This is a genomic window from Streptomyces sp. O3 (genome assembly GCF_054788135.1).
Window position 1 is genome coordinate 1 of the sequence record NZ_JBTVYK010000063.1, and the last position, 18484, is coordinate 18484.

At 73.0% G+C, this 18484-nt stretch carries 13 protein-coding genes; 5 read left to right on the forward strand and 8 right to left on the reverse strand.

What is annotated here, in order from left to right:
- Positions 1-531 (reverse strand): cell division protein PerM (locus ACX6XY_RS25735; RefSeq protein ID WP_460335508.1); only part of this gene is annotated, 531 nt, incomplete at its 3' end.
- A gap of 243 nt (positions 532-774) precedes the next feature.
- Here ACX6XY_RS25735 and ACX6XY_RS25740 point away from each other — a divergent pair.
- Positions 775-1722, forward strand: a complete 948-nt coding sequence (locus ACX6XY_RS25740; protein ID WP_460335424.1) for a SigE family RNA polymerase sigma factor — start codon at positions 775-777, stop codon at positions 1720-1722.
- Between the two features lie 98 nt (positions 1723-1820).
- Here the strand turns inward: ACX6XY_RS25740 and sucD are convergent, their stop codons facing one another.
- The 5 genes from sucD to ACX6XY_RS25765 all read right to left on the reverse strand — a co-directional run bounded on the left by sucD (position 1821) and on the right by ACX6XY_RS25765 (position 8937).
- The gene (sucD, locus tag ACX6XY_RS25745; protein ID WP_460335427.1) at positions 1821-2705 is read right to left on the reverse strand and encodes a succinate--CoA ligase subunit alpha; all 885 of its coding nucleotides are present in this window, start codon (positions 2703-2705) and stop codon (positions 1821-1823) included.
- A gap of 20 nt (positions 2706-2725) precedes the next feature.
- The gene (sucC, locus tag ACX6XY_RS25750) at positions 2726-3907 is read right to left on the reverse strand and encodes an ADP-forming succinate--CoA ligase subunit beta (RefSeq protein ID WP_460335430.1); all 1182 of its coding nucleotides are present in this window, start codon (positions 3905-3907) and stop codon (positions 2726-2728) included.
- Between the two features lie 274 nt (positions 3908-4181).
- The gene (locus ACX6XY_RS25755; RefSeq protein WP_460335433.1) at positions 4182-5345 is read right to left on the reverse strand and encodes a VWA domain-containing protein; all 1164 of its coding nucleotides are present in this window, start codon (positions 5343-5345) and stop codon (positions 4182-4184) included.
- A complete protein-coding gene (locus tag ACX6XY_RS25760; RefSeq protein ID WP_460335436.1) occupies positions 5345-7777 on the reverse strand; it encodes a DUF5682 family protein in 2433 nt (810 codons plus the stop codon). The genes ACX6XY_RS25755 and ACX6XY_RS25760 overlap by 1 nt, the downstream gene beginning before the upstream one ends.
- Positions 7774-8937, reverse strand: a complete 1164-nt coding sequence (locus ACX6XY_RS25765) for an ATP-binding protein (protein WP_460335439.1) — start codon at positions 8935-8937, stop codon at positions 7774-7776. Before ACX6XY_RS25765 ends, ACX6XY_RS25760 begins: the two co-directional genes overlap by 4 nt.
- A 135-nt stretch (positions 8938-9072) precedes the next feature.
- Here ACX6XY_RS25765 and ACX6XY_RS25770 point away from each other — a divergent pair, with 135 nt between their 5' ends.
- Positions 9073-10431, forward strand: coding sequence for an SWIM zinc finger family protein (locus ACX6XY_RS25770; RefSeq protein WP_460335442.1), 1359 nt, complete (start codon positions 9073-9075; stop codon positions 10429-10431).
- 109 nt (positions 10432-10540) lie between these two features.
- A complete protein-coding gene (locus tag ACX6XY_RS25775) occupies positions 10541-12274 on the forward strand; it encodes a DUF5691 domain-containing protein (protein ID WP_460335445.1) in 1734 nt (577 codons plus the stop codon).
- A 227-nt stretch (positions 12275-12501) separates the two neighbouring features.
- On the opposite strand, the gene ACX6XY_RS25780 is transcribed toward ACX6XY_RS25775, so the two are convergent.
- Positions 12502-12918 (reverse strand): cobalamin B12-binding domain-containing protein, encoded by a 417-nt coding sequence (locus tag ACX6XY_RS25780; protein WP_460335448.1) that lies wholly within the window; start codon positions 12916-12918, stop codon positions 12502-12504.
- A 239-nt stretch (positions 12919-13157) separates the two neighbouring features.
- Here ACX6XY_RS25780 and ACX6XY_RS25785 point away from each other — a divergent pair, with 239 nt between their 5' ends.
- Complete coding sequence (locus tag ACX6XY_RS25785; RefSeq protein WP_460335451.1) at positions 13158-14030, forward strand: esterase/lipase family protein; 873 nt, start codon at positions 13158-13160, stop codon at positions 14028-14030.
- Positions 14031-14222: 192 nt separating this feature from the next.
- Positions 14223-15710, forward strand: coding sequence for a M23 family metallopeptidase (locus ACX6XY_RS25790; RefSeq protein WP_460335454.1), 1488 nt, complete (start codon positions 14223-14225; stop codon positions 15708-15710).
- Between the two features lie 85 nt (positions 15711-15795).
- Here ACX6XY_RS25790 and pcrA read toward each other — a convergent pair whose 3' ends face one another.
- A complete protein-coding gene (gene pcrA / locus ACX6XY_RS25795) occupies positions 15796-18384 on the reverse strand; it encodes a DNA helicase PcrA (protein WP_460335457.1) in 2589 nt (862 codons plus the stop codon).
- Between the last annotated feature and the right edge of the window lie 100 nt (positions 18385-18484).

Here is an 18484-nt window from a genome sequence, read left to right on the forward strand (position 1 = left end):
GCCGTGCCCGGTCCACGCCCCGGCCGCCGCCGCGAGCACCGCGACGGCGGGCACGTGCAGCGCGGCGCTGGGCACGTCCGGCCGGAGCGGCCCCCCTGTCGCGTACGCCGTCGCGGCCGCGCCGACCAGCAGATATCCCGCGACCACCCCGCACAGCGCCCCGCGCGGCGCGGTCGCGCCGTCCCCGGCGTACACCGCGTCGCGGGCCGCCCGGTGCAGCAGCCAGCCGGGCAGCGCGACCAGCAGCAGCGGGGTCAGCCCGATCGGCGCGGGCGCGCCGGAGAGCGTGTCGGTCCTGATCAGTTCGGTGCCGTGGGCGAGCAGCCACACTCCGGCGGCGACGTGCAGCGCCCCGGAAGGACCGCTGTCCGGATAGGGCGAGCTGATCCACAGCCCCATCACCAGGACGGCCAGCGCGCCGAGCCCGAGACCCGCGGCGAGCGCGCCGCCGAGCAGCGCCGCGGCGACGCCGGATGCGCGGCGACGCCTGGCGAGGCCGGAGAACAGGCCGGGGAACGGGCCGGGGAGCAGGGCGGGGAACAGGGCGGCGAACGGGTTCGCGCGACGGGTGCGATCGGTCGTGTGCGGCACGCGGCCATGCTCCCAACGACACGCGCTCCCGCCACGTAACAGGCGAATACCGGAAGTGTCGCCCAAGATACGTTTATGTACTTTTCCGAACGGTGAGGTGCGTCGAGCTGGCGCGCCCTGCGCGCACCCCCGTGCGGAAAACGGTCCTACGGCCCCCGACGGCCACGGTGTGGAGAGTCCGACATGCCCCAGAACCCCGCCGCCCCGCCCAAGGCCCCGCCGGACACCGCGACCGACGCCCCGGCCGACGCCGCCGCGACCGACGCCCCGGCCGACGCCGCCGCGACCGACGCCCCGGCCGAGGCTGACGCCGACGCCGCGCCCGTACCGCCCCCGCTCACCCCCGCCCAGGCGTTCGACGCGCTGTACGCGTTCAGCGCCCCCGGACTCGTACGCCAGACCTATCTGCTCACCGGGCGGCGCGCGCTGGCGAAGGAGTCCGTCGAGCGGGCCTTCCACCAGGCGTGGGAGCGCTGGCCGGAGGTCGCGGTCGACCGGGACCCGGCGGGCTGGGTACGGGCCGCGGCGTACGAGTACGCCCTGTCGCCCTGGCATCGGCTGCGCCGCGGACACCGATACCCGGAGCCGCCGCCCGCCGCACGCGACGACCGCGAGCTGCTCAAGGCGCTGCTGAGCCTCCCGGCCCCGTACCGCCGCACGCTGGTGCTCTACGACGGCGTGGGGCTCGACCTGCCGGAGACCGCGGCCGAGACGGAGGCGAGCACCCCGGCCGCGGCGAACCGGCTGCTGCACGCCCGCGAGGCCGTCGCCGAGCGGCTGCCGGAGCTGTCGGCGCCCGCGGAACTGCACCGGCGGCTCACCGAGCTGGCCGGGGCCGAGCGGCTCACCGCCGAGCCCGCGCGCCGGGTCCGTACGGCGAGCGAGCGCCGGTCGCGGTTCTGGACCCGCGCGGCGATCGCCTTCACCACGATGATCGTCGGGGCCTCCGCGCTGACCCTGGCGACCGCGCCGCGCCACTACGAACCGGCGCGGGCGCCGGGCGAGTCGATCAGCGGCGTGCCACCTCGGATGGGGCCCGGTCCGCTGTCCCAGCGGGACAACGAGCTGCACAAGAAGCTGCGGGCGGAACTGGCGAACGGCCCGGAACGCCTGACCCCCCAGGCACGCTGAGCCCGCACACGGGCCACGGGTCCGCGTACGCGCGTGGGCCCGCACCCCCTTGCCGGGGTGCGGGCCCATCGCATACGTACCAGCGCCTACCGTGCGGCTCAGGCGGTGAGGATCGCCCGCGCCAGCTCGGCGGTCTCGGTCGGGGTCTTGCCGACCTTGACGCCCGCGGCCTCCAGGGCCTCCTTCTTCGCCTGGGCGGTGCCGGACGAGCCGGAGACGATGGCGCCCGCGTGGCCCATGGTCTTGCCCTCGGGCGCGGTGAAGCCCGCGACGTAGCCGACGACCGGCTTGCTGACGTTCTTCTCGATGAAGGCCGCCGCGCGCTCCTCGGCGTCGCCGCCGATCTCGCCGATCATGACGATCAGGTCGGTGTCGGGGTCGGCCTCGAACGCCTCGAGGGCGTCGATGTGCGTCGTACCGATGACCGGGTCGCCACCGATGCCGACGGCCGAGGTGAAGCCGATGTCCCGCAGCTCGTACATCATCTGGTACGTCAGCGTGCCGGACTTCGAGACCAGGCCGATGCGGCCCGGCTTGGTGATGTCGCCCGGAATGATGCCCGCGTTGGACTGGCCGGGGGTGATCAGGCCGGGGCAGTTCGGGCCGATGATCCGGGTCTTGTTGCCCTTCTCGACGGCGTACGCGTAGAACGCGGCCGAGTCGTGCACGGCGATGCCCTCGGTGATCACGACGGCCAGCGGGATCTCGGCGTCGATCGCCTCGGTGACGGCGGCCTTCGCGAAGGCGGGCGGCACGAAGAGCACGGACACGTCGGCGCCGGTCTTCTCCATCGCCTCGGCGACGGTCCCGAAGACGGGGACCTCGGTGCCGTCGAAGTCGACGGACGTACCGGCCTTGCGCGGGTTCACGCCGCCGACGATGTCAGTGCCGTCACCGAGCATGAGCTTGGTGTGCTTCATGCCCGTGGCGCCGGTCATGCCCTGGACGATGACCTTGCTGTCCTTGGTGAGGAAGATAGCCATGGTGTGGGAGTCCCTCGTCCTTACTTCGCGGCTGCGGCGAGCTCGGCGGCCTTGTCGGCCGCGCCGTCCATGGTGTCCACGCGCTGCACCAGCGGGTGGTTCGCGTCCGAGAGGATCTTGCGACCCAGCTCGGCGTTGTTGCCGTCCAGGCGCACGACCAGCGGCTTGGTGACGTCCTCGCCCTTGGACTTCAGGAGGGCCAGGGCCTGCACGATGCCGTTGGCGACCTCGTCGCAGGCGGTGATGCCGCCGAAGACGTTGACGAACACGGACTTGACGTCCGGGTCGCCGAGGATGATCTCCAGGCCGTTCGCCATGACCTCGGCGGAGGCGCCGCCGCCGATGTCGAGGAAGTTGGCGGGCTTGACGTCGCTGTGCTTCTCACCGGCGTACGCGACGACGTCGAGGGTGCTCATCACGAGCCCCGCGCCGTTGCCGATGATGCCGACCTCGCCGTCGAGCTTGACGTAGTTGAGGTTCTTGGCCTTGGCGGCAGCCTCGAGCGGGTTGGCTGCGGCCTTGTCCTCAAGAGCCTCGTGGCCGGGCTGGCGGAAGTCGGCGTTCTCGTCGAGCGAGACCTTGCCGTCCAGCGCGATGACGCGGCCGTCAGAGACCTTGGCGAGCGGGTTGACCTCGACGAGGAGCGCGTCCTCCTTGATGAAGGTCGTCCACAGGGTCACCAGGATCTCGGCGACCTGCTCGGCCACCTCGGCCGGGAACTTCGCCTGGGCGACGATCTCGCGGGCCTTCTCGATGGAGACGCCCTCGTTGGCGTCGACCGGGACCTTCGCGAGGGCGTCGGGGTTCTCCTCCGCGACGACCTCGATCTCCACGCCGCCCTGGACGGACGCCATGGCGAGGAACGTGCGGTTCGTGCGGTCGAGGAGGTACGAGACGTAGTACTCCTCAGCGATCTCCGGAGCCGTCTCGGCGATCATCACCTTGTTGACCGTGTGGCCCTTGATGTCCATGCCGAGGATGTCCGTCGCGCGGGCGACGGCCTCGTCCGGGGTCGCGGCGAGCTTGACGCCACCGGCCTTGCCACGGCCACCGACCTTGACCTGCGCCTTGACGACGGACTTGCCGCCGAGACGCTCGGTCGCCGCGCGCGCCGCCTCAGGCGTGTCGATGACTTCACCGGCCAGCACCGGTACACCGTGCTTGGCGAAGAGGTCCCTCGCCTGGTACTCGAACAGGTCCACGCGCGTCCATCCCTTTTCAGTGGTCTCGCGAGCAGTGTTCTCGCCGCTCTGCGATTCGTTGTCTGCGTGGGCGTGCCGCGAAGGGCAACGTGACTGCACCGTCACAGGGAAGGCGTACACGGTGACCGTGGCCGCGGCATGTCCGTCTCGCAGATTATCGCCGCAGGAGCTGGGGCCCTAAATCGCAGGTCACACTCGAGCGGTGATTACAGTCACAGATTGTGGGCCGGACGGCGGATCACGGCGCGCTCGGAAGCCGCGGCGGGCACGGCTCTCAGCGCGCTGTGTCCGGTATGGGCAGCGGCCGCTTCTCGATCGCCGCCGCCATCACCTCCGGGAAGAGGTCCGGGGTGCAGGCGAACGCCGGTGCGCCGAGCCCGGCGAGCGCCGCCGCGTGCTCCCGGTCGTAGGCGGGTGCGCCCTCGTCCGACAGCGCGAGCAGCGTCACGAACTGCACGCCCGACGCCTTCATGGCCGCGACGCGCTTCAGCATCTCGTCGCGTATGCCTCCTTCGTAGAGGTCGGAGACAAGAACGACGACGGTGTCCGCGGGGCGGGTGATCTGCGACTGGCAGTACGCGAGCGCCCGGTTGATGTCCGTGCCGCCACCGAGCTGGGTGCCGAACAGGACGTCCACCGGGTCGTCGAGCTGGTCGGTGAGGTCCACGACGGCGGTGTCGAAGACGACCAGGCGGGTCTGGACGGACCGCATGGAGGCGAGCACCGCGCCGAACACGGAGGCGTACACGACGGACACGGCCATCGAGCCCGACTGGTCGACGCAGAGCACGATCTCCTTCCTCACCGACTGGGACGCCCGGCCGTAGCCGATGAGGCGCTCGGGCACGACCGTGCCGTACTCGGGCAGGTAGTTCTTGAGGTTGGCCGCGATGGTGCGGTTCCAGTCGATGTCGCGGTGGCGCGGCCGGTTGATCCGCGCCGAGCGGTCCAGGGCGCCGGTGAGGGTGGCGCGGGTGCGTGTGGCGAGGCGCTTCTCCAGGTCGTCGACCACCTTGCGGACCACGGCGCGCGCGGTCTCCTTGGTCGTCTCCGGCATGGCCTTGTTCAGTGAGAGCAGCGTCCCGACGAGGTGTACGTCCGCCTCGACGGCCTCCAGCATCTCCGGTTCCAGGAGCAGCGCGGAGAGCCCTAGCCGGTCGATCGCGTCGCGCTGCATGACCTGGACGACGGACGAGGGGAAGTACGTCCGGATGTCCCCGAGCCAGCGGGCGACGGACGGCGCCGACGCCCCCAGGCCCGCGCCTCTCGCACGCCCGGTGTCCCGCCCCTTCCCTCGCTGCTCCCCCTGGCTGTAGAGCGCGCTGAGCGCCTTGTCCATGGCCGCGTCCCGGCCGGTCAGCGCGCGTCCGGTGCCGTCGGCGGAGTCCCCGCCGAGCACCAGCCGCCACCGCCTGAGCCGCTCGTCCATCGTGCCCATCAGGCCACCTCCACCACGTCGTTGGCATGATCGCTGGCATGGTCGTCGGCATGCGCGGCGTCCACGTCATCCGTGCCGAGCAGCAGCCGGAGTACCGGCAGGACGGCGTCGGCGCGCTCCTGGTCGAGTTCCGGTGCGAACCCCGGAGCGGCCGCGTCCGCCGGGCGCGCCGCCCCCGCCGGCTCGGGGCCGCGGCGTACCAGCTCCCCGAGTGTGCGCCGCACTCCCGGCTCGTACGCCGCGAAGGTGCGGCGCAGCAGCGGCAGTACGTCGGTGAAGCCCTCCGCGGGAACCCCGCTCAGCCAGCCGTCCAGCAGACCGAGCAGCCGCCCGTCGTGCACCAGCAGCATGCCGCCGCCGGAGCCGCCCCCGGCGAAGCCCTCGATCCACGCGGCCGCGTCGGGCGGCGGCGTGCCCGGTGACAGGGCGAGGCCCATCAGCCGCGCCGTCTCGTCCTCGCTCAGTTCACCGTCGTCGAGCAGCAGCCGTACGGCACGCCCGCGAAGGACGCCGGGCACGGTGTCCCGCCCGCAGAGCACCCGCAGCACGGAGTGCCAGCGCCCCCGGATGCCGGCCCCTCGGACGTCCGGACCCTGGAGGGCCGGGGCGTCGTCGAGCAGTCCCACCGCAGTGTGCACCGCGTCCACGTGGTCGCGCAGTTCGGCCGCGCCGTCGGCGTCCAGGCCCGCGCACGCGGGCGGCAGGCCGACGAAGACGCGCTCGGCGAGGCCCGCGGCGACCTCGGCCAGGGCCTGGCTCCCGGTGCCGCGGACGTCCCCGTATCGCAGGGCGCGGACCAGGGCGGGCAGGGCCTGGGCGAGGTGGCCGACGTCGCTGTCCAGGGCCGCGCGGTCGGCCAGGACCCGCATCACCACCGGGAGCGCGTCCGGCAGTTCGGCGAGCAGGCACCGCTCGGCCAGTTCGGTGACCTCGACCAGTCTCACCGCGCCGACCGCGTCCGACTCGGCCTTCGCCGTGGCCGCGGCCAGCACGGTGGTGCCCCAGACGCCCGCCTCGGCGACCCGCACCGCCAGCTCGGGCTCCCAGCGCAGCCGCCAGGTCTCCCGGAATGTGCCGGTCGTGCCGCGCGCCGACCGCGCGGCCTCGCCCCAGTCCACGCCGAGCAGCCGCAGCCGGTGCAGCAGCCTGCCGCGCGCGGCGTCGGTCTCCTTGCGCAGGTCGAGCTCCAGTTCGCGCTCCAGCGCCGTCGGTTTGAGCCGCAGGGTGCGCTGCAGCCGGGTCAGGTCGCGCTGCAACGGCACGGCGGGCGCGGCGGGGGGCACCTCGCCCAGGACGTCGCCGACGACGAGCCTGTCCTGTACGAGCGCCAGCGGAACGTCGGAGCCCTCGCACATCACGGCCCGCACCGCGTCGGTCGCCTCCGTCAGGCCCGGCAGCGGCCGGCCGCGCATCGCGGCGAGCGTGTCGGCCAGCCGTACGGCCTCGATGACATGGGCCGACGACACCGGCCGGTCCTCGTCGCGCAGCAGTCCGGCGACTCGGGTCATCCAGCGCTCGACGGGCCGGTCGGGAGCGCCGAAGAGGTGCGCGTACCAGCCGGGCGAGTCGATCCCGGCGCCGTATCCACCGGCGCGGGCCAGTCGGCGGTGAGTCCAGGGCACCCAGGTCAGGTCGACCTTGGCCTTGGGCAGGCCTTTGAGCAGGGCGCGGTCGGCGCTGACGGTGCTCTTCGCCCGCAGCGCGGGCACATGCCAGGCCCCGCAAACGACCGCGACCCCGTCCCCGAACTCGCGTCGCGCCGCCCGCAGCCGCAGCCGCATGTGCGCCTCGCGCGCCGCTTCCCGGTGCCCGCCGCCGTGTCCGTACTCCTCACGCAGCGCGGCCATGGCGTCCCCGAGCGCCTCGAACGGGGCGAGCGGGTCGGCAGCCGTGCCCTCGTCCCTCCGGTGCTCGACGACGTCCTCCCACCACCGCTCGGGATCGTCATACCCCGCGACCCCGGCAAGCACGGCCAACGGATCCCCCCGCACCCCGTCGCCGCTCGCCCCACGACCAGCACCCTCCCCAGGCCGCTTAACATGACCGTCCGGCGGCGCGCTTCCCTCCTCCTCTTCCTCCTCATCCGGCCGGAGTGCCAGCGTGTGGGCCGCTGGGAGGTCGATGAAGCGGACCGGTACGTCGTGGTCCAGGGCCCAGCGGATCGCCACCCACTCGGGTGAGAACTCGGCGAACGGCCAGAACGCGGAGCGCGCCGGTTCGTCCGTGACATGGGCCAGCAGCGCGACCGGCGGTCGCATCTCCTCGTCCGCGGCCAGTTCCACCAGCGCGTCGGCCTCGGGCGGGCCCTCGATCAGCACGGCGGTGGGACGCCGCGCGGCGAGCGCGGCCCGCACCGCCCGCGCCGAGCCGGGCCCGTGGTGCCGTACCCCGAGCACCCAGGGGCCGCCCCCGGACTCCTTCGTCGCGCTCACGCCGTCACCTCCCGGCAGGCACGGTAGAAGTCCTTCCAGCCGTCGCGCTCGCGGACGACCGCCTCCAGGTACTCCTGCCAGATGACGCGGTCGGCCGCCGGATCGCGGACGACCGAACCGAGGATTCCGGCCGCCACATCGCCAGGGCGCAGGACCCCGTCGCCGAAGTGTGCGGCCAGCGCGAGACCGCCCGTGACGACCGAGATCGCCTCGGCGGTGGACAGGGTGCCGCTGGGCGACTTCAGCTTCGTACGCCCGTCGGCGGTGACGCCGTCGCGCAGCTCGCGGAAGACGGTGACGACGCGGCGGATCTCGTCGATGCCGTCGGGGCCCGCGGGCAGTTCCAGCGAGCGGCCGATCTGGTCGACGCGGCGCGAGACGATGTCGACCTCGGCCTCGACGCTCTCCGGCAGCGGCAGGACGACGGTGTTGAAACGGCGGCGCAGGGCGCTGGAGAGGTCGTTGACCCCGCGGTCGCGGTCGTTCGCCGTGGCGATCAGGTTGAAGCCGCGGACGGCCTGTGTCTCCTGGCCCAGCTCCGGGATGGGCAGGGTCTTCTCGGACAGGATCGTGATCAGCGTGTCCTGTACGTCGGCCGGGATACGGGTGAGTTCCTCGACCCGCGCGGTCATGCCGTCGGCCATGGCGCGCATGACCGGGCTGGGCACCAGCGCGTCCCGGCTGGGCCCGTGCGCGAGCAGCTGCGCGTAGTTCCAGCCGTAGCGGATGGCCTCTTCCGGTGTGCCGGCCGTGCCCTGTACGAGCAGCGTGGAGTCGCCGCTGATCGCCGCGGCCAGATGCTCCGACACCCAGGTCTTGGCGGTGCCGGGCACGCCGAGCAGCAGCAGCGCCCGGTCGGTGGCGAGTGTCGTGACGGCGACCTCGACGAGGCGGCGCGGGCCCACGTACTTGGGTGTGATCACCGTCCTGTCCGGGAGTGCGCCCCCGAGCAGATAGGTGGCCACCGCCCACGGCGAGAGACGCCAACGGGCGGGCCGCGGACGGTCGTCGGCCGCGGCCAGCGCCGCGAGCTCGTCCGCGAACGCGTCCTCGGCATGCGGCCGCAGCGCGGCGCTTGACGAGGCGTCTGACACGGTGTCCGCGCCGGGCGCGGCGGTGCTGGGCGAGCTGATCGTGGTGGAGTCGACAGGCTCGGTCATGGGTCCCCCTCCGGGTCTCCGGCAACTCTCCGGCTGTGCGAACAACCGTGCACCACGCCACTGACAATCGACCTCCGACGCAGGTCAGAGCCCTGTCGAGGGCGATTGTCAGTGGCGGGACCTACCGTCGGAGACATGACTCAGCAGGGGGTTCGCTGGACGGCGGAGCAGGTGCTGGCACTGGCGCCTGACGCGTCGTCACGCAAGGCGGGAAGCAGGCTCGGCGTGGCCGGGCCGTGGTCCGAGACGGGCAGCTCGGGCGAGGGGGCGATATGGGGGCTGTGCAAAGGCAGCGGCAGCAAGCCGTATCAGACGGTCGTGGACACCACGGGCCCGGCGTACAAGTGCGGTTGCCCCAGCCGGAAGTTCCCGTGCAAGCACGCGCTGGGACTGCTGTTGCTGTGGGCGGGAGCGGACGGCACGGTACCGGACGCCGCGCCGCCCGAGTGGGCCGAGCAGTGGCTGACCGGCCGACGTGCGCGCGCGGAAAGACAGCGGGGCGACGCCGGGGCGGCGGGCGCGGCCGGGTCCGCCGATCCGGAGGCGGCCAGGCGCAGAGCGGAGCGCAGGGCCGAGCGGATCACCGCGGGCGCGTCGGAGCTGGAGCAGCGCCTGACCGATCTGCTCCGCGGCGGGCTCGCCGCGGCGGAGCAGGCGGGGTACGGGATATGGGAGGAGACGGCCCGGCGCATGGTCGACTCGCAGGCGCCGGGGCTGGCCTCGCGGGTACGGGAGTTGGGCGCCATACCCGCGTCGGGCGCTGACTGGCCGGTGCGGCTGCTTGAGGAGTGCGCGCTGCTGCATCTGCTCGACCGGGCGTGGCTGCGCCGGGAGCGGCTGCCCGAGCCGCTGGCCGCGACCGTCCGCGCACGCGTCGGGCTGCCCGCGTCACCCGACGGCCCGCCGGTGCGCGACCGCTGGCTGGTGCTCGCCCAGTACGACACGGTGGACGCCAAGCTGACGGCGCGTCGGATATGGCTGCACGGCATCGAGTCCGGGCGTACGGCACTGCTGCTGTCCTTCGGAGCGGCCGGGCGGGCGCCCGAGCTCGCGCTGCCGGTCGGCCTGGCGCTCGACGCCGAGCTGTCGGCGTATCCGGGGGCCGGGCAGTTGCGCGCGGGGCTCGGCGAGCGGTTCGCCGCGCCGGAACCCACGCGGGCGCGCCCGCGTGGGATGGACACCGAGGAGGCCGCGGCCGCCTACGGGACCGCGCTGCGCGACGACCCCTGGCTGGACTCCTGGCCGGTCACCCTGGACCGGGTGATACCGACACCGACCGGCGACACCTGGCAGCTGGCCGACGCGGAAGGCAAGTCGGCACTCCCCCTGTCCGCCACGGCACTGTCACGCCCAGGCCTGTGGAAGCTCGCCGCACTCTCGGGCGGCGCGCCCGTCACGGTCTTCGGCGAGTGCGGCCACCGGGGCTTCACCCCGCTCACCGCCTGGCCAGACCCCGCGACCGCCCCGACCTCCGACGCGGTCCCCCTGTGCTGACGACAGGCCCTGGGCCCTGTCGGCCCAGACCACATCACGGCGGGCCAGCACACACCGGTACCGGGCGACGGCACCGGCACCAGCTCGTTCGACCCCGACAGGAGACCCTATGAGCGCCGCCGACACGGACACCGCCCCCGACCCTGCCACCAGCACAGGGGGCGGTACGCGGACGGGGACCGGCCCCGGCACCGACGCAGGCACGGCCGCCGGCACCGGGGTCAGTGCGGGAACCGCTGCCAGCCCCGACACGGGCGTGCGGTGGGAGGAGCTCGTTACCGCGGCGCTGCTGGGGACTGAGCGGCGTACGCCGTCGGGCATCGCGCCGGATCAGGACGCGGCGGGCGCGCTGCTGGACGCGGCGGCCGCGCAGACCGTGCGGCGCAGGGCGGGGCTGCGCCCCGCGCCCGCGGCCGCGCCGCCCGAGCCCGCCGCGCCCGATCCGCGGCCCACGCTGCCGGACGCCGCCAAGCGACGGCTCGCGACGCTGCTCTCCGGCCGTCCCGGCACCGGGGGCGGCTCAGGCGGGCGGCGCGGCTCGGCTCCCGACCTGACGGAGCTGCTGCCGCAGTGGCTGGCCCTGGCGAACCAGCGGGGCTTCGCCGCGCCACCGGAGCTGCTGCCCGCGCTGCTGGACGCGGCCCGCGGACGTACGGACCTGCGGCCGCAGGCGCTGACCCTCGCAGGGCCGCGCGCGCTGTGGCTGGCGCGGCTCAACCCCGACTGGCGGTTCGCCCTGCGCGCCGCACCCGGCGGTACCGCACTGCCCGCGCCTGAGGAGACCGCCGCGGTCCGACGGCTGTGGGAGGAGGGCCTGTTCGCGGAGCGGGTGGCGCTGCTCAGCACCGTACGGGCGGCTGACCCCGACGCCGCGCGCGAGCTGCTCGCCACGACCTGGACCGCGGAGCGGGCCGAGGACCGGCTGATGTTCCTCGACTCGCTGCGCACCGGCCTGGCCGACGCCGACGAACCTTTCCTGGAGCAGGCGCTCACCGACCGCGGCCGCAACGTCCGGACCACCGCCGCCGAGCTGCTCTCCGCGCTGCCCGGTTCGGCGCTCGCGGCGCGGATGGCGGCGCGCGCCGCGTCCTGTGTGGCGCTCGACCGTTCCGACGGCACCCTCACCGTGGAGGCGCCGCACGAGTGCGACGCGGCGATGGAGCGCGACGGCGTCGTACCGAACCCGCCAGCGGGCCGGGGCCGCCGCGCCTGGTGGCTCGGCCAGGTGGTCGAGTCCGCCCCGCTCGCCTCCTGGACGGCGCGGCTCGGCGGCCGTACGCCGGAGCAGATCGTGGCCCTGCCGGTCGCCGACGACTGGCAGAGCGAGCTGCACGGCGCGTGGTGCCGGGCCGCGGTGCGCCAGCGCGACGCGCACTGGTCCCGCGCGCTGCTAGGGCGTGTGCCGGACGCGAGTGGGCCCGGCGCGGTGTCGCTCGCCGAGCGCGCCAAGCTGCTGGCGGTGCTGCCCGCCGCCGAGCGGGCCGACTGGGTCGCCGGGTTCATCTCGGTGCACGGGCTGTCCGAGGCGTTCCAGCTGCTCGGCGGGTGCGTGGTGCCGTGGTCGCGGCCGCTTGGCCGCGCCGTGGTCGACGCGCTCAACATCGCGCGGGACGCGGGAAGTTACCCGTGGAGCTTCAGCGGGGTGATGGGCCTGGCCGAGCGCTGCCTCGACCCGGACGAGGCCGACCGCCTGGAGGCCCTCACCGCGATACCGGACGAGCCGGACGACGGGGCGCCGGGCGCGGTGGGGTACTGGTCGGAGGCGTTCCAGCGGCTGGTGAGCACCTTGCGGCTGCGCGCGGCGATGCGCGCGGAACTGGAGAACGAACCAACCGAAACCTGACTGGTCCGCCAGCCGCCCACGGACGTGAGGGGGTGGACCGCGTACCCCCACCGGCCCGCGGCCGCTCACGGAGGTGAGGGGGTGGGGTGGGGGGTGCGAGCGGAGCGGGGACTGTGACCTGGGCAGCACGCGGTTCGCAGCTTCCGGGCAACCAGTCGCCGTGAGCACGTACCTCCCACCCCACCCCCGACCCACAACAAACAGAACGCGCGGGGCCGGGACCCCGGTTACGCCTCGGCCGGGTGGCGTACGTTCGCCCGGACCCAGTCCACGATCGACGCCGTCGTCGCGCCCGGCGTGAAGATCTCCGATACGCCCTGTTCCTTGAGCGGCGCGATGTCCGCCTCCGGGATGATCCCGCCGCCGAAGACCTTGATGTCCTCCGCGTCGCGCTCCCGCAGCAGCTCGATCACCTTCGCGAACAGCGTGTTGTGCGCGCCCGAGAGGATGGAGAGGCCGATCGCGTCGGCGTCCTCCTGGATCGCGGTGTCGACGATCTGCTCGGGCGTCTGGTGCAGACCGGTGTAGATGACCTCCATACCCGCGTCGCGCAGCGCACGCGCGATCACCTTGGCCCCGCGATCGTGCCCGTCGAGACCTGGCTTGGCGACCACCACGCGGATCGGGCCGGTTGCCACACCCATCACTGCCTCCATGTACCGACGTTACCGAGAATACCGAGATATACCGGGATGCACCGAGACGAACGGAGATGCACCCGCCACGCCCCCGGAAGACGTGAACGAACGTTATCCCCAGCATCCCCTACCCGGCAGTTTCGCGGTGAAGAGGGAGGGGGAAATCACACGAAGGGACACGTTCACGGGGACACGGGGGACACGGGGGACAGAGCCGCCCTCCGCGTGCCGTTCGGAGGTCGGCTATGAGGGTCCTGCCCATCCTGTTTCGCATAGGCCAGGCACAGCCCGCCCAGCGCCTGGGAATCTCCGTCGCGCTGCTCAAGGCGACCGCGCTGGAGCTGGCCGTCCTCGCCGGGCACCTGCTCCTCTACCCCTCGGGCATCACCCAGGAACGCCACCCCGCCACCCAGCCGCCGGAGACACCACAGACACCACGGACATCACGGACACCACGGACACCGCGCCTCCCGTCCGCCGACACCGGCAGGCCGGTGGTCCTGCTGCACGGCTTCATCGACAACCGCTCGGTCTTCGTCCTGCTGCGCCGCTCCCTGGCCCGGCACGGCAGGCACCACGTCGAGTCGCTCAACTACTCGGTCCTCACCCGCGACATCCGCGCCGCCGCCGAGCTGCTCGCACTCCGTATAGAGGAGATCTGCGAACGCACCGGCCACCGCGATGTGGACATCGTCGGGCACAGCCTCGGCGGCCTGATCGCCCGGTACTACGTACAGCACCGCGGCGGCGACCACCGCGTACGCACCCTGGTCACCCTCGGCTCGCCGCACGGCGGCACCAGCGTGGCCCCGCTGATGAACACGCACCCGATCGTCCGCCAGATGCGCCCCGACTCGGACGTGATCGCCGAGCTCAGGCAGCCCGCTCCCGGCTGCCGTACCAGGTTCGTCGGCTTCTGGAGCGACCTCGACCAGGTGATGGTCCCGCCGGAGACGGCCTGCGTCGACCACCCGGACCTGCGCGCCCACAACGTCCCCGTGACCGGCATCGGGCACCTGGCCCTGCCCGTGCACCCCGCCGTCGCGGCGAGCATCCGGCAGGCGATCGACGCCGACACCCCGGCGTCCCGCGCCTCCGCATCGGCTTCCGTAGCCTGACTCACCCGCGCCACGGTCGAACGAGAGTCGAACAGAAGGCCAAGGCTGTCCCTATGAACAGCCGAAAGTCGGCCGATTGCCCGTTTCCTGAAGGCCCGGAACCCGCCGAAGATTGTCGCCGTCGCATACCGCCGGGTACAGTCACCGCACTGCTCGGCCCCTCCCCCCACCGTCGAGGCGAAAGAGACGTTGGTGAACGACCAGCACGGCTACGCCGCCGGATACGACGGCAACGCGACCGGTGCCTTCGACACCACCAGCTTCGCCACCGACCCCCTGTTCGGCGCACTGCCCGGCACGGGCGACCCGTCCGGCGGCGCGTACGGCTCGGGGCAGAGCGGCCAGTGGGGCAGCACCGCGTGGACCACCACCGCGCACGACACGCTGGGCACAGTCACCTACGACCCGTACCAGACGGGCGGCTACGACACGACCGCCGACTGGTCGACCGGGGGCTACCAGCAGCTCGCGGACATCCCGGCCCAGCCGGGACCCCAGCCAGCCGAGCAGTGGGACGGCACCGCCCAGTGGCAGGCGGGGCTCTACGACTCCGGCGCCTACGACGCCACTGCCTGGAACACCGACGCCAGCGCCACCACCGCGTACGGCGCCTACGCCGGGTACGCGGACGGGTACCCCCACGACCAGACGGCGACGGCGACGTACGGACAGCTGACATACGAGCAGCCGTCCCCCGAGGGGGAGTTCAGCACGGCGGAATTCGCGGGAGCGGCCGAGCCCGACCACGCCGACGGCCCCGACGGCTACGACGACCACACCCCGTACGCCGAGGACCACGACGGCACCGCCACCGACGAAACCCCGGACCTGGACCTGGACCTGGCCCCGACCACACCGAACACCACCCCGGACACCCCGACCGCCACCCGCCCCCGCGACCGCGGCACCGGCCGCAGCGCGAACCGCGCGCGCCGCCGCGCCCCCGCCAAGCGCTCCGCGCTGCTCACCGTCGCCGTGCCGTCGGTCTGCGCGCTCGGCGTCGCGGGGATCGCCGCCGCGTCGGTGACCACCGGCCTCAGCGACGGCGACAAGAAGGAAGCCAAGCCCCAGGCCGCACCCGACGCGACCGCCACGCTCACCCCCACGGTCAAACCGGCGCAGGTCAACAGCCAGCTCGACACCCAGCTGGCCAATCTCTCCGCCGAAGCCGACGACTTCGCGGGCCGGGCCAGCCGCACCCAGGAACGCATCGACCTCAAGGCGCGCCAGGAGGCCGAGCGGAAGCGCAAGATCGAGGAGGCGGAGCGCAAGGAGCGGCTGCGCCCCAAGTTCGCCGCGCCCGTGACGCGCCGAGGGCTCAGCGCGCGCTTCGGACAGGCCGGGATCAACTGGATGTCCGTGCACAGCGGCATCGACTTCCCGGTCGCGTACGGCACTCCGGTGATGGCCGCGACCGACGGCACCGTGCGCACCCAGTGGAACAGCGCCTACGGCAACATGGCGATCGTGACCGCGCCGGACGGCACCGAGACCTGGTACTGCCACCTCTCCAGCACGAAGGTCCGCAGCGGCGCGGTCAAGGCGGGGGACGTCATCGCGTACGCCGGTAACTCGGGCAACTCCACCGGGCCGCACCTGCACTTCGAGGTGCGCCCCGGCGGCGGCTCGGCGATCGACCCGCTGGCCTGGCTCCTCCGCCACGGCATCAACCCGGCCTAGAGCCGAGGCCCGGCCCGAAGCCGGGCCCAGTCCGGCCCTCCCCAGTCCGGCCCGAAGCCGGACCCAGTCCGGCCCGGCCCTCCCCTTACAACTTCTCCACCGGCGCATACCTCAGCAGCAGCACCTTCGGCTTCGGGTCGCCGAAGTCGATGCTCGCCCGCGCCCGGTCGCCCGAGCCCTCCACCGCCACCACGGTGCCCAGACCGAACTGGTCGTGTGTGACCCGGTCCCCGACCGCCAGCGACACCACCGGCTTGTCGCCCGCCCGGCGCGTGGCGAAGCCCGAAGGGCCGCCGCGCGCACGCGACGAGGACAGCGACGACGTCAGCGAGGACACCGGCCCCGACCCGCCGCCCCTGCCGGGCGCGGCCGACGGCGCGGGGACCGAAGGCCCGGTCCGCTTCCACTCCAGATGCTGGTCCGGGATCTCCTCCAGGAAGCGGGACGGCGGGTTGTACGAGGGCTGTCCCCAGGCGCTGCGCATCGTCGCGCGCGTGAGATACAGCCGCTCGCGCGCCCGCGTGATGCCCACGTACGCGAGTCGCCTCTCCTCCTCAAGCTCCTTGACCTGCCCCAGCGCGCGCATATGCGGAAAGACGCCGTCCTCCAGGCCGGTCAGGAACACCACGGGGAACTCCAGGCCCTTGGCCGTGTGCAGCGTCATCAGGGTGATGACGCCGGAGCCGTCGTCGTCCTCGTCCGGAATCTGGTCGGAGTCGGCGACCAGGGCGACCCGCTCCAGGAACTCCGCCAGAGTCCCGGACGAGCCCGTGGCCGCGCCCTCGCCCGCGTCCCCGCCTTCGGCCGTGCCTTCGGCCGCGGCCGCCCTGTCCTGCTCGAACTCCAGGGCCACCGCGGCCAGCTCCTGGAGGTTCTCGATCCGGGTCTCGTCCTGTGGGTCGGTGGAAGCCTGCAACTCGGCGAGATAGCCGGTCCGTTCCAGTACGGCCTCCAGGACCGTGGCCGGTCCCGCGCCGGACTCGGCGATCGTACGGAGCTCCTCCATCAGCGTGTTGAAGCGCTTGACGGCGTTCGCCGAGCGGGCCGCCATGCCGTACGCCTCGTCCACCCGCCGCAGCGCCTGCGAGAAGCTGATCCGCTCACGCTGCGCCAGCGCGTCGATCATGGCCTCCGCGCGGTCGCCGATTCCGCGCTTGGGTACGTTGAGAATGCGGCGCAGCGGTACCGAGTCCTCCGGGTTGGACAGCACCCGCAGATAGGCCAGGACGTCCCGGACCTCCTTGCGCTCGTAGAACCGCACCCCGCCGACGACCTTGTACTGCAAGCCGACGCGGATGAAGATCTCTTCGAAGACGCGGGACTGGGCGTTGGTCCGGTAGAAGATCGCGACGTCGCCGGGCTTGGCCTGGCCCGCGTCCGTGAGCCGGTCGATCTCCTCGGCGACGAACTGCGCCTCGTCGTGCTCCGTGTCGGCGACGTAGCCGGTGATCCGCGCGCCGGTGCCGGCGTTGGTCCACAGGTTTTTCGGGCGGCGGCTTTCGTTCCGCTCGATGACGGCGTTGGCGGCGGTCAGGATCGTCTGGGTGGAGCGGTAGTTCTGCTCCAGGAGGATCGTGGTCGCGTCCGGGTAGTCCTCCTCGAACTGGAGGATGTTGCGGATCGTGGCGCCGCGGAAGGCGTAGATGGACTGGTCCGCGTCACCCACGACGCACAGCTCGCCCGGCTCCACAGCGCCGGGGTCCTGGGCCCCCGGATCCGCGTCGCCCTGGCCGCCCGCCTGGCCGCCCGCCTCGCCGCCCGCCTGGCCGACCAGCTCGCGCACCAGGGCGTACTGGGCGTGGTTGGTGTCCTGGTACTCGTCGACCATGATGTGCCGGAAGCGCCGACGGTAGTGCTCGGCGACATCCGGGAACGCCTGCAACAGGTGCACCGTCGTCATGATCAGGTCGTCGAAGTCGAGGGCGTTCGCCTCGCGCAGCCGCGCCTGGTACATCGTGTACGCCTGGGCGAGGGTCTTCTCGAAGCCGTCGACGGCCTGCCCGGCGAAGGTCTCGTCGTCGATCAGCTCGTTCTTCAGGTTCGAGATCTTGGCGCTGAAGGACTTGGGCGGGAAGCGCTTGGGGTCCAGGTCGAGATCGCGGCAGACCAGCGCCATCAGCCGCTTGGAGTCGGCGGCGTCGTAGATCGAGAACGAGGAGGTGAAGCCGAGCCGCTTGGACTCGCGACGCAGGATGCGGACGCACGCGCTGTGGAACGTCATCACCCACATCGCGGCGGCACGCGGCCCCACGAGATCGGCGACGCGCTCCTTCATCTCGCCCGCGGCCTTGTTGGTGAAGGTGATGGCGAGGATCTGGCCGGGGTGCACCCCGCGCTCGGCGAGCAGATAGGCGATGCGGTGGGTCAGCACGCGGGTCTTGCCGGACCCGGCTCCGGCCACGATGAGCAGCGGGGTCCCGGAGTGCACCACGGCGGCGCGCTGGTTGTCGTTCAGCCCCTCCAGCAGGGCGGCGGGGTCCACCACGGGGCGCGGCGCGCCGTCGCGGTAGTACGCGTCCCGGTCCACGGGCGCGTCGAACCGGCCCCCGAAGAGGTCGTCCGGAATCTCCTCGCGCTCGGTTCCGGGTTCCGGCGCGTGCTCCTCGGGCGGCGGCGGCTCCTCGTCCGAGGGCTTGAGGTCCGCCAGGAAGCTGTCGTCAAAGAGGCTGCTCATCGTCTACCGAGTCTAGGCGTCCCCACTGACACCCGGCTCCGGGTTCCCCACACAGCCCCACACAGCCCCGCCACCGGCCCGCTCCCGCCCGCGAGGCCAG